Annotated in this window: 12 protein-coding genes; 2 read left to right on the top strand and 10 right to left on the bottom strand. The window is 50.2% G+C overall.

Annotated features, from left to right (window positions below; all coding sequences use genetic code 11):
* Positions 1–33: 33 nt before the first annotated feature.
* The 9 genes from K384_RS05665 to K384_RS05625 all read right to left on the bottom strand — a co-directional run bounded on the left by K384_RS05665 (position 34) and on the right by K384_RS05625 (position 6,637).
* A complete protein-coding gene (locus K384_RS05665; protein WP_038030315.1) occupies positions 34–513 on the bottom strand; it encodes a hypothetical protein in 480 nt (159 codons plus the stop codon).
* A 12-nt stretch (positions 514–525) separates the two neighbouring features.
* Positions 526–816, bottom strand: coding sequence for a cytochrome C oxidase subunit IV family protein (locus K384_RS05660; RefSeq protein WP_038030314.1), 291 nt, complete (start codon positions 814–816; stop codon positions 526–528).
* A 40-nt stretch (positions 817–856) separates the two neighbouring features.
* Positions 857–1,612 carry a cytochrome c oxidase subunit 3 gene (locus K384_RS05655; protein WP_038030312.1) on the bottom strand — a complete coding sequence of 252 codons (756 nt, stop codon included), beginning with the start codon at positions 1,610–1,612 and terminating at the stop codon, positions 857–859.
* A 74-nt stretch (positions 1,613–1,686) separates the two neighbouring features.
* The gene (locus K384_RS05650) at positions 1,687–2,310 is read right to left on the bottom strand and encodes a cytochrome c oxidase subunit 3 (protein WP_051633160.1); all 624 of its coding nucleotides are present in this window, start codon (positions 2,308–2,310) and stop codon (positions 1,687–1,689) included.
* Positions 2,311–2,384: 74 nt separating this feature from the next.
* The gene (gene lepB / locus K384_RS05645; protein WP_051633159.1) at positions 2,385–3,521 is read right to left on the bottom strand and encodes a signal peptidase I; all 1,137 of its coding nucleotides are present in this window, start codon (positions 3,519–3,521) and stop codon (positions 2,385–2,387) included.
* 36 nt (positions 3,522–3,557) lie between these two features.
* Positions 3,558–4,310, bottom strand: a complete 753-nt coding sequence (gene dapB / locus K384_RS05640) for a 4-hydroxy-tetrahydrodipicolinate reductase (protein WP_316928913.1) — start codon at positions 4,308–4,310, stop codon at positions 3,558–3,560.
* Between the two features lie 27 nt (positions 4,311–4,337).
* Positions 4,338–4,928: a DUF5683 domain-containing protein gene (locus tag K384_RS05635; RefSeq protein WP_157630072.1), complete on the bottom strand. Its 591-nt coding sequence runs from the start codon at positions 4,926–4,928 to the stop codon at positions 4,338–4,340.
* Positions 4,929–4,933: 5 nt separating this feature from the next.
* On the bottom strand, positions 4,934–5,833 hold the full coding sequence (locus K384_RS05630) for a ParB/RepB/Spo0J family partition protein (RefSeq protein ID WP_038030310.1): 900 nt from the start codon (positions 5,831–5,833) through the stop codon (positions 4,934–4,936).
* 9 nt (positions 5,834–5,842) lie between these two features.
* On the bottom strand, positions 5,843–6,637 hold the full coding sequence (locus K384_RS05625; protein WP_038030535.1) for a ParA family protein: 795 nt from the start codon (positions 6,635–6,637) through the stop codon (positions 5,843–5,845).
* Between the two features lie 174 nt (positions 6,638–6,811).
* Between K384_RS05625 and K384_RS05620 the strand changes: the two genes are divergently transcribed.
* Together K384_RS05620 and K384_RS05615 are read left to right on the top strand one after the other, a co-directional pair.
* The gene (locus K384_RS05620; protein ID WP_038030308.1) at positions 6,812–8,521 is read left to right on the top strand and encodes an ABC transporter substrate-binding protein; all 1,710 of its coding nucleotides are present in this window, start codon (positions 6,812–6,814) and stop codon (positions 8,519–8,521) included.
* Positions 8,522–8,616: 95 nt separating this feature from the next.
* On the top strand, positions 8,617–9,648 hold the full coding sequence (locus K384_RS05615) for a potassium channel family protein (RefSeq protein ID WP_038030534.1): 1,032 nt from the start codon (positions 8,617–8,619) through the stop codon (positions 9,646–9,648).
* A 348-nt stretch (positions 9,649–9,996) separates the two neighbouring features.
* Here K384_RS05615 and K384_RS05610 read toward each other — a convergent pair whose 3' ends face one another.
* On the bottom strand, positions 9,997–12,027 hold the full coding sequence (locus K384_RS05610) for a thioredoxin domain-containing protein (protein ID WP_038030306.1): 2,031 nt from the start codon (positions 12,025–12,027) through the stop codon (positions 9,997–9,999).
* Positions 12,028–12,138: the final 111 nt, after the last annotated feature.

Raw genomic sequence — 12,138 nt, 5'->3', positions numbered from 1 at the left:
AAGAGCGGTTTTTCCTATTAAACCAATCGTTGATTAAGGAAGTTTAACGGCAATCAGTGTTTCGGTAATCAAGCGGTCATACTCTTCCATGTCGCTGCCGTAATGCCCACGTACAAAGCCCTGTTTGTCTATCAGCACGAAAGGGGTTTGCCGGTAGTTATGGTGGGGGCAGAGCCATGCGAGCGTCAGGGAGTCAGGGGCTGCCCGGTGCAGCACAACGGTTTTACTGGTTTGAAAATACGCTTGCAGGCGTTGCCACTGTTCACCGGCTTCTTGTGGAGGCAGGCTGTCGCTGAGCATGACAATATGCACTTTGCCGCGATTGAGGTAAGAAAAAGACTTTACAGGCACCGCCATGTAAGTCGTATCGTGGGCAGGTGTTATTTCGTAACGCCCTTCGTGCGGCAGTTCATAATGATTTTCTCCGAACAAATAGAAGAAAACAAAAATAAAAACAGGTGCCCCCAGCATAAGCAAGAGGGCACCCGCTTGTGTGATGCGTTTTACTTTCATTGCTTCAAAGGCTTAGTGAGCACCACCTTCTACAATGAGGGCTATGATGAGCCACACCACAAAAATCAAAGGAAGGAGGATGGACCATACCAGTGCTTTGACCTCTCCTTTCAGGTGCATGAACTCAGCCACTATATAAAAAGCTTTTACGATGGTCAAGCCGATGAAAATAGCGATTTTCAAAGTGCCCGGTTCCATGGTAAAAGCAATCAGGAACTCGAGGGCTGTTACCCCCAACAATATCCAGAATACCTTAATGAGGGTTTTTACTTGCGGGGCGCCGTGTGAAGCTGTATTTGCCATAGTTACTATTTTTTTCAGTGATTGATGTCAAATCAGGAAATTACACAAGATAGAAGAAGGTAAACACAAATACCCAAACCAAATCTACAAAGTGCCAGTAGAGCCCTACTTTTTCCACCATTTCATAATGTCCACGGCGTTCATACACACCATATACAGTATTGTGGAACACCAGCAGGTTCAAAATCACGCCACTGAATACGTGCATCCCGTGGAAACCGGTGATAAAGAAGAAGAAATCAGCAAAAGGCGTAGGTCCGTATTGGTTCTGAATGAGGTTGGCACCAATGAAGCCACCGGCAGCACCATAAGGCGACTGGGGGTCACCCATGATGAAGTGGGTCCATTCCCATGCCTGGCAACCCAAGAAGGTCAAGCCGCCGATAATGGTCCAAAGCATCCATTTAGTAACGGCTTCCTTGTCGCGGCGATGCCCCGCCTCCACAGCCAGTACCATGGTTACACTACTTACAATCAATATGAAGGTCATCAAGCCTACGAATACCAGAGGCAGATGCACACCATGGAAGCCCGGAAAAGCATTGAACACATATTCCGGAATAGGCCAATATTCTGTAGAGAATTTAAATTCGCCATGCACGGCCGGGTCATAAGCCGGATGCATGAAGCGCACCATACCGTAGCCTACCAGGAAAGCCGAGAAGGTAAAGGCGTCAGAAAGCAAGAAAAACCACATCATCAATTTGCCATAGCTGGCATTCATGGGCGACTTGCCGCCAAACCAAGGACTGGTTTTGTCTTGCGCATTGCTCACTGTTACAGTTGTAGATGCCATAATTTTCAGCGTTAAGTTTTTATCTGTTTGTCTTTCAGCTATATAAAGAAACAAAGCTTTTCAACGTGGCTAAATTAGCGATTTAACAATAAAAATAAAAACAGATAGACCCACAGTCCGTCCAGGAAATGCCAAAAGATAGTGGACATTTCAAGGTGCAGACGCCAGTTTTCTTTTTGGCTTTCGGTTTGGCGTTTCATCAAGAGCATCGCCAGCCAGTAAATCAAGCCGGCAATCAGGTGCACGGCATGAACGCCCATCAGCACATAAATAAAAGAGCCGGCCGGGTTGGCGGGGTTGCCTTCACGGTCCACACCGCCAAAGAAGATGCCACGCTCTACCAGGTCCACCCAGCCCAACCACTGCATAGCCAGAAAAACCAAGCCCAATGTTAGGGTTGCCAGCAGGTAAAGGCGCGCTTTGCCGGTTTGCTCTTTTTTGCCCGCGCGGTAGGCCATATGGGCGGTAAGACTACTGAGCAGCAGCACGGCCGTGCTGTACCATAATATTGACGGCAACTCGATAGAGAGCCAGGCGCTGTCTGCCTGCTTCACAATATAGGCAGAGGTAAGCGAGGCGAAAATCATGACTATGGAAACAATGAAGAGCCACAACATGAACTTCTTCGGGTTCATGCTGAAGGTGGGGGTAGGCTCTTCCACATGCAACAACTCGTCCAACACTTCTTCCTGTTTCATAACTGTTTTTGGTTTATAATCAATCTTTTAAAGCAATCTCTTTTTGAAACAAAGAGACCTCATGAAAGGTTTTTTTAATTGACACCGCTAAACAGGCGGCTCCAGCGTATTTTGTGCAGAAAATCGGCATAAGGATCTACCGATAACCACACAAAGACAGCTTTGCCCACCACGTGGTCATAGGGCACAAAGCCCCAGAAGCGCGAATCCAGAGAGTTGTGGCGGTTGTCGCCCATCATGAAGAGGTAATCTTGGCGGAAAGTATATTCTTCCACGGCCTGTCCGTTGATATACAATTTATCGTTTTTCACTTCGGCTTGCTCGTGCCCTTCATACTCGGCAATGGTGTGCCCGTAGAGAATCACATTTTCGGGCGTCATTTTTATTTTATCGCCTTTTTTAGGCACGTAGAGCGGTCCGAAGTAGTCTTCGTTCCAGTTGAACTGCGGATGATTGGGAAACACACGCAGGTTGCCGATGCCTTCTTCGGCAAGAGACAATTCCACTTTTTCTACCATCGGCAGTTTCTTCAGGGCTTCGGCAGTGGCCGGGGTCATGGTGATACGGTAGCCGAAGTTGGTGGCATAGACGTCCGTGTTGCTGTCGGCCGAGTAGCGTATGCCCAGCTCTTCGAACACGCGGGGGCGTATGCTTTGGTTGGTATATACGTCGTAGCGGAACTGCACGCCTTCGGGATAGGCTTGTTCCACGCCGTTGATATAGACTTTGGCGGCTTTGATTTCTATGGTGTCGCCACCGGTAGCCACGCAGCGCTTGATGTAGTGTGTTTTCAGGTCGGTAGGGTACTTGGGGCGTCCCGGCTCTTGGGGGGGAAAGTTAAATACCACCACATCGCCTTTTTTTACTTTCGAAAAGCCGGGCAGGCGATACATGGGCAGTTGAATCCAATCCAGATAAGAAGGAATATCGGTAAACCAGATGGTTTGGTGCGTGAGCGGCAGCTGAAGAGGGGTTTGGGGGGTGCGGGCGCCATAGCTCAGTTTGCTTACAAACAGGAAGTCGCCTACCAGTAAGCTGCGCTCCATGGAAGGCGTTGGGATGGTGTAAGCTTCCACGACAAGCCAACGCACCAAGGTGGCTACGATGACGGCAAAAAGCAGCGAGTCTATCCACTCGCGCAGCTTCGACTTGGGTTGTTTATTCGTCTGTTCCTTCGATGATTTTTTCAAAAAAGGCAGTTTAAGCTTCATGGTCTTAGTTGTTTGAGAAAGGTTGTGTCAATGGTTTTAAAGTGAGGGGAAAGAGATGCCCAATTGGCTTTGTAGTAGTTGTTCCATACCAAAGAAACCGGCACTTTGTTGTGCCAAAAACTCGGCAGCCAGTACCGCACCATAGGCAAAGCCATGGCGTGAAAAGGCTTCATGCTTGAGCTCTATTTGGTCGTCGGCAGAGCGGTAGCGAACAATGTGCGTGCCCGGCACTTCGTCGATGCGCTTGGCTTCGATGGGCAGTTGCCCGGCTTGGGCTTCACCGGCAAGCGCCCATCCCTGTTTTTGGGGATAGTAGGCCAGCAGGTCTTCTGCCAGACGGATGGCGGTGCCACTGGGGGCATCTTTTTTGTGAATGTGATGCACTTCTTCCATGCTCACTTCGTACTGTGGCTGGCTGCTCATGAGGCGGGCTGTCAGACGGTTGACAAGAAAAAACAAGTTGACGCCTATGCTGAAATTGGGCGCATAGAAAAAGGGCGTCCGGTGAGTTTCTATAAGCTGTTTTACTTCGGGCAGATGTTCAAGCCAGCCGGTAGAACCACTGACCACCGGCACTTGCTGCTGCAGACACTGCCGTATGTTGTCAAAAGCACTTTCCGGTGTGGTAAACTCAATGGCTACATCTGTATTTTGTGGCGAGAGTGTTTGCAGTTCTTCTTGGTTTTGCCGGCGAATGATGGCCGTAATATGATGCCCCCTTTCGCGGGCAATACTTTCAATGGCTTTGCCCATTTTGCCGTAGCCGATCAGTGCTATGTTCAGTGCCATGTGTTCTGTTTAAATTGTTTTACAAGGTCAAAACCGGAACGTAAAGGTAACACCTTTTGCCCAAATACCATGGGTGTGGGGTAGTGGTTCTATGTGGGGCGACAGCCGCAGGCTAATGTCGTCGCTGAAGTCAAAGCCGGCCAAATGGGCATCCACGATGGCATCGGCAATGTTCAGGCCGTAGGTGAGAATGCCCACCAGGATAAGCAGCTCTTTGTTGCGTCGCGTAAAGGTGCGCAAATAGCGGGTGCGGTTCAAATCCAGCTGGTTGGGGTTCCCGTTCAGGATGGCCTGCTTATACAGGTTGTCGTAGTACTGATAGTAGGAATTGTTCCAGTAAATGCCGTAGGCAATGGCGCCTAAGGCTGCATAGATGACCGGCACCTTCCAGTATTTTTTGTTATACACCTGTCCCCAGCCGGGCAAGACAGCCGAGCGTTTGGCTGCTTCGGCAGGTGAAAAAGGGTTGCTGCCTATGTCTTCAATATAGGGCGCGGGGGCTGCCGTGCGCGCCTGCGGTTCCGGGGAAGGCGGAACCGTTTGCAGGCTGTCGTTTTGTGCCCATCCGGCTTGCCAACAGCAGGCAAACAAACACAAAGCAACTATCCGGTGACTCATGGGCATTACAACTCTATGTTAAGAATTTCGAGCAGGCGGTTGAGCTCGTCTATGGAGGTGAATGGTATTTTTATCTCGCCTTTATCGGGCGATTTGCCCGTTTTTATTTGTATTTTGGTGCCAAAGTGTGAAGACAGCCGTTGCTGCAGCTGCTTGAGCTCAGGCGCCAGCTCGCCGCTTTTTTGAGATTTGTTGGCGCCGGTTGGTTTCTTTTTCTGCACGGCTTGCACCAGCTGCTCTACTTGCCGCACCGAGAGCTTTTCAGTGACAATTTTTTTATAGATAAAAATTTGCTGTGCGGGGTCTTCGAGCGCTACCAGGGCGCGGGCATGTCCCATGTTCAGCAGGCCATCGCGCAAGCCGGCTTGTATGTCGGGGGGCAGCTTCAGTAAACGCAAGTAGTTGGTTACCGTGGAACGCTTCTTGCCGACCCGCTCGCCCAACTCTTCTTGTTTAAGCCCGCATTCGGTAATCAGGCGCTGATAGCTTAAGGCTATCTCTATGGGGTTCAGGTCTTGGCGTTGTATGTTTTCAATGAGCGCCATCTCCAGCATTTGCTGGTCATCGGCTGTGCGCACATAAGCGGGGATGGTAGAGAGCCCCGCCAGCTGAGAGGCTTGCCAGCGGCGTTCGCCCGAAATGATTTGATACTTGCCTTCTTCTAAGCGTCGTACGGTGATGGGTTGTATGATGCCGTGCACCTTGATGGACTCTGCCAGCTCTTGCAGGGCTTCGGGGGCAAAATCCTGGCGTGGTTGAAAAGGGTTGGGTTCAATGGATTGAACCGGAATTTCTTGTATGCTGTCTTGTTTTTCTTCTGCCGAAGGTGTGGGTTGCTGTACCGCGTCGCTGTCGGAAAGCAGCGCACCCAGCCCTCTTCCTAATCCTTTTTTGCGTTTGCTCATCGTCACTTTTTATGCTTTGGGACTTTTCGCCTTCAAAGGTAATTGATTCTTTTTTAATATTTCCTTTGCAAGCGCCAAATATGATTCAGCACCTTTGCTGCCGGCGTCGTACATGATGACGGGCAGGCCGTAACTGGGCGATTCGCTCAGGCGCACATTCCGTGGAATAACGGTATCGAAGACCATCTCTTTGAAGTGCTGCTTGACGTCTTCGATGACCTGTGTGGACAGGCGAATGCGCAGGTCATGCATCGTAAGCAAGATGCCCTCTATTTGTAAATTGGTATTGAGGCGTGTTTGAATGATTTTGATGGTATTGAGCAGTTTGCCCAGCCCTTCCAAGGCAAAATATTCACACTGTACGGGCACCACTACCGAATCAGCTGCCGTAAGGGCATTGACCGTGATAAGCCCCAGCGAAGGGGAGCAGTCTATCAAGATGAAATCGTAGTTGTCGCGTATGGGGGCGATGGCTTGCCGCATTTTTACTTCCCGCTCCGGCAGGTTGATCATTTCCACCTCGGCACCCACCAAGTCGATATGAGAAGGCACAATGTATAAATTAGACATTTGAGAAGGCACGGTGGCACTTTGAATATCCACGCCGTCAACCATACATTCGTAGATGCTGTTTTCCACCTCGCGGGGGTTCAGCCCCAGTCCCGAAGTGGAGTTGGCTTGGGGGTCGGCATCAATCACCAGTGTTTTATACCCCAGATGCGCCAAGCTGGCAGCCAAGTTGATGGCGGTGGTGGTTTTGCCTACGCCACCTTTTTGATTGGCAATAGCTATAACTTTCCCCATAAAAATTCCGGTTTTAATAAGCGAAAAGTACTGATAAATTCTTGCATTTAAAAGCAAAATAGTATTTTCATTGTAATGAGTTGTTTTTTACGAATAAAATATGCAGATTTACTATCAAGCATACGTCTTTGTTGAAATTAAAGATACAATTAAACCTTTAAAAAACGCTTAAATATGGTACGTAGAATCTTATCATTTATTGTTTTGGCTACTTTCTTGGCTGCCTGTGGCGGACCGGCCAAAGAAGGGGCGCCAAAAAAAGTCTTTCGCTATAATCAAACCGGTGGTTTAAAGTCGCTTGACCCCGCCTTTGCCAACAACCGGGCGACCGTGTGGGCAACCACGCAGCTCTACAACGGCCTCTTTGAAATGGACGAAAGCTTGCATCCCATGCCGGCTTTGGCCAATACGTGGAGTATTTCCGAAGACGGCAAAACCTACACCTTTACCATCAAGAAAGGGGTTTACTTTCACGACGACCCTTGCTTCCCCGATGGGAAAGGGCGTGAGGTGAAAGCATCGGATTTTGTGTATTCGTTCAAAAGAATCATGTCGCCGGCCACTGCCAGCACCGGGCGTTGGGTGTTTGAGGGCAAGGTGCTCACCAACCCCAACGGCACACTTTCTGACTCTGCCTTTGTTGCCCTTGATGACTACACCTTGCAAATCCGCTTGAAAGAGCCCTTCCCGCCTTTTATTGACCTATTGACGGTGCCTTATACTTTTGTAGTACCACGTGAAGCGGTAGAGTATTACAAAGACGATTTCCGCAGCCATCCGGTAGGAACCGGTCCTTTCAAGTTTAAAGAGTGGAAGGAAGGCGAGAGCTTGGTATTTGAGAAAAACCCCAATTACTGGAAAGCCAAAGAGTTGGGCAAAGACATTCCTTATGTCGATGCCGTACAGGTGCGCTTCATAGAAGACCCCAACCAGGCATTTCGTGAATTCCAAGCAGGCAATCTGGACTTCATCACCGGCCTGCCCGAAAATGCGAAGGAAATACTGGACGGGCAAGGCAACATAAAACCCGAGTTTGCACAGAAGTTCAATATCGAAAAAGCTGACTACCTGAATACCGAGTACATAGGTTTCCAAATGAATCCGGAAAACTATGTGGACCCGGACAAACACCCCTTCCTCAAAAAAGAGTTTCGCCAGGCATTGGCCTACGCCATCGACCGTGACGAGCTGGTTTATTCGCTGCGCAATGGCTTGGGTAAACCGGGTGTGGCAGGCATTGTGCCTATGGGCATGCCTTCGTTTGACTCTTCGGTGGTGAAGGGTTATCGCTACGACCCGGCCAAGGCGCGCGAGCTGCTCAAGCAAGCCGGTTACCCGAACGGGCAGGGCTTAGAGAAATACGAATTGAAGCTCTCTACGTATTCTACCGACCGCAATATTGCAGAGTTCATACAAAAGCAATGGGAGTCGATAGGCGTAAAAGTGGAAATAGAAACAGCACAGTTTTCTACCCACCAAGAACGTGTGGACAATGGCAAGGTGAACCTGTTCCGTGGGTCGTGGCTTGCCGACTACCCCGATGCCGAAAACTACCTTGCTATGTTCTACAGCAAGTATTTGTCACCTGCCGGTCCCAACAAAACACATTTCATCAATCCCACATATGACAGCCTGTATGTGGAAGCCATGCATGTAAAAGAAAACGCAGAAGATTATTTCAAGCGTTATGCCATTTATCACGAAATGGAAAAACTTATTTTGGAAGAATGCCCCGTCATCATTCTCTATTACGACGATGTTTTGCGTATGTCACAAAAGAATGTGACCGGCTTGCGGGTGAACCCCATGAACATACTCAGCCTGGAAGAGGTTGATTTTGTGGACCCGAATCAAGCTGCCGCAGAAACTGCCGGCACGGAATAAGTGATTTTTACTTGCATGACACACGAGGTGCCGGGTTGCAAACGCCCGGCATCTTGTTTATATTCAAGCCTTATTTTTACGAATTGCCAACAAACATGCTTCAAATAGGTCTCAAGCGCCTGCTGATTGCTTTTGTTCTCATCTTGTTGAGCTTTATTGTAGGCACCATTGCTTATCAGCTCATAGAGGGCTATACCCCCTTGGAAGCCTTCTACATGACGGTGATTACTTTTTCTACGGTAGGCTATACGGAGGTGCATCCCCTGTCGGAAGAGGGGCGTTTATTCACTTCCTTCTTTATTGTTTTTAACCTTTTGGTTGCCGGTTTTGCCGTATCGACCCTTACTTCGTTTTTCTTTGAGGGTGAAATCCAAAAACTATTGTATAACTTCGGCATTAGCAGAAATGTACGTAAGATGAAAAATCATGTGATAGTGTGCGGTTATGGGCGCAATGGCATCAAAGTATGTGAAGAGTTGGTGAAAGCCAAGCGTGATTTTGTGATTATAGAGCATGACCCCAAAGTGAGCCGCCCGGTCTTTGCCAAGGATGTGCGCTTCGGGTACATTGTAGGCGATGCCACCCTCGACGAAACCTTGAAAGAGGCACGCATCGAGCAGGCCTCTGCCATTGTGACCACCTTGCCCAAAGATGCAGAAAATGTATTTATTACCTTGACCGCCAGAGAGCTGAATCCTGGTATTTTTATTGTGGCACGGGCATCGGAGGAGACCTCCGAACGCAAGCTGTACCGTGCCGGTGCTAACCGGGTGGTCATGCCCGACTATATCGGGGGCATCCATATGGCGCAAATTATTACCAAGCCTTATGTGATAGAGTTCTTGGATTTGCTTTCGGGCATTGGCGACATTCATCTTGATTTGGAAGAAGTGCGCGGCTACTGGCTGCGCCCCGACGTGATAGGCAAATCTTTGGCAGAACTAAACATACGAAATGCCACCGGCGGTGCTGTGGTATTGGCGCTGCGCGAAGGCGGGCAGTTCATATTCAACGTAGATCCTCACCGTCCCATTCAGAAAGAAGATGTATTCATAGTGCTGGGCTTGCCCGAACACCTGCGCAAATTCGAAGAGTTGTATATGCAGGAGAAGCATTTTGCACTGTAAACACGAGCCCGGGTTTGTCATATCGAACGGAACGCAGTGAAGTGAGAAATCTCATCAAACCAAGCTTATCTCTTGTCATCTCGAACGAGCGAAGCGAGTGAGAGATCTCTTCACGCCAAACCATAAGAAGGCAAAAGAGATTTCTCGCTTACGCTCGAATGACACAGGAGGATGCTCGAAAAGAGCGGGGCAAAGTGCTCGAGAGGGAGGGGGAGAAGATGCACAAAAAGACGGGGAGGAGCGGAAAGCACAAAAAGCACAAAAACAGAAAAGAAGCAAGAAAAGCGAAACCAAGCCCACAGAACAAAGCAGGCAAAACGCTTTGAGTGGCGCCCGGTTTCGCTTGTTTTACCTTTCCAACAACTGCTGCAGCTGCCGGTAGGCGGCATCGGCCTCGTGTACAGGCAGCAGGCAACTCTTGTTTACACACACATAAAAAGTGGTTTTCCCGTCTATGGCTTCCCTTTCTTTCAGGTTGGGCAACAGGCTGTCCGTGCCTTTTTCTTGATTGGTGCCCATCCACACCACATGGGGCAGATAGTGCTTGGCCAGCCGGGCGCGTGCTTGCAGCGCTTGTGCCCCTACAATGGCCACTTCGGCTGTAGGGCGGATGTGGTGCAGCCACAGGTGCCCCCAGTGAGCCAGATAACGCACTTCTGTTTGCAACATAGGACCTACATATGCCAGCATGCCCCGGGCTTGGTGTTGCCATGCTTTGTTTTCGAGCAGCAGCCCCAAATAAAAGAGGTTGTGTGCCATGACGGCATTTTCAGAGGGCATCACGCTGTCGAATATATTGCTTTTGTTGGCAATGAGGTCTTTGCTGTTGAGTGGAGCCATGCTGTAGAGCCCTTCGTCGTTCAGGAAAAGCGATTGCGCTTGTTCAAGCAGTTGGCGGGCTTGCCGTATGTGGCGCTCGTCGAAGGTGACTTGATAAAGGGCTATGTAGGCAGCAATGGTGTGAGCATAGTCTTCGGCCAAGCCTTCGCCCTTGGGTTTGCCTTCCTGGTAGCTATGGTAAAGGGTATGCCGCACCATGAGCCTTTCTTCTATAAACTGCATGATGCGCAGGGCGGCCGTTTTGAATTCTTCCCTGCCAAAAGCGTGGTATGCTTCGCACAGCCCCTTGATGAGGAGCGCATTCCATGCCGTCAGTATTTTGGTGTCGCGGGCGGGTGGCGTGCGCAAAGCGCGCTTATGCAACAAACGTTCGAGCATGTGCCGGATGGCCTGCTCTTCTGTTTCATCGGTGGGCAAGCGCAGGCGCCGCAGCACGTTTTTCCCTTCTTCCCAGTTGCCCTCGGGGCGCAGGTCAAATAGGGTGGTGAAGGTGTCGAAGTCTTGCTGCAGAATGTCTTTTACTTCTTCGTAGTGCCAGACATAGTATTTCCCCTCTTCGCCTTCGGAGTCGGCATCCAGGGCGGCGTAGTAGGCGCCTTCGGGGCTGAGCAGTTCGCGGTTCAAGAAATCGAAGGTGCGGAATACGACTTCTTGCTTATAGGTGGCAGCCCGGTGGCGGTAGCTTTGAGCATACAAGCCCAACAGTTGGGCGTTGTCGTACAGCATTTTTTCGAAGTGGGGCACATGCCACGCACTATCGACCGAATAACGGGCAAAACCACCGCCCACGTGGTCATAGAGACCGCCCCGGTACATGCCTTGCAGGCTGCGCTCAACCTGCTCGAGCAAGGTATTTTGTTTGAGTGCCACGCCGGCATAAAGCATGAATGCATACACGCAGGGCGTGGGAAACTTGGGTGCGCCGGAAAAGCCGCCGTGCAGGTTATCGAAGGCTTCTTCGAGGCGGTGCAGGCTTGTGCGCATGCTTGCTTCGGTGGGCAGCTGTTCGTTGTTTCGCAAGCCGAAACGCTGCGATAGACTTTGCTGCAGGGCACTGCTCAGCTTGGCAGCGGCTTCTTCCAAGGCTTGGCGTTCGGTCTTGAATGCCTTCACTACATTGCGCAGCAGCTGCTTCCATGCTTCGGGCGGGAAATAGGTGCCGCCATAAAAGGGGCGGCGGTCAGGCAGCAGAAACACATTGAGCGGCCAGCCGCCGGGCAAGCCCATCGCCTGCACGGCATCCATGTAGATGGCATCGAGGTCGGGGCGTTCTTCCCTGTCCACTTTGATATTGATAAAATGGGCGTTCATCAGGTCGGCGATCTCTTCGTTTTCGAAGCATTCGCGTTCCATCACATGGCACCAATGGCAGGTAGAGTAGCCGATGCTCAGTATGATGGGTTTTTGCAGTTTCTCTGCCAGCTCGAGGGCTTCCTTGCCCCAAGGCATCCATTGCACGGGGTTGTAGGCATGTTGGCGCAAATAAGGGCTGCTTTCGTGTATCAGCGCATTGGGTGTGCGGGTAGGGTGTGAAGTCATAAGAATGGAAAATGGTTTTTAAAAAAACGTATGGACAAGCCAAATGGTGCATCAGTCTTGGTTTTCGTTTGCTTCTTTTGCCTTCTTGTGGTTTGGCGTGAAGAGCTCTCT

Origin of the sequence: Thermonema rossianum DSM 10300 (genome assembly GCF_000426825.1) — a bacterium.
Lineage (GTDB): Bacteria > Bacteroidota > Bacteroidia > Cytophagales > Thermonemataceae > Thermonema > Thermonema rossianum.
The sequence above is the reverse complement of the archived record's forward strand: the minus strand, read 5'-3'. Positions and strand labels throughout refer to the sequence as shown.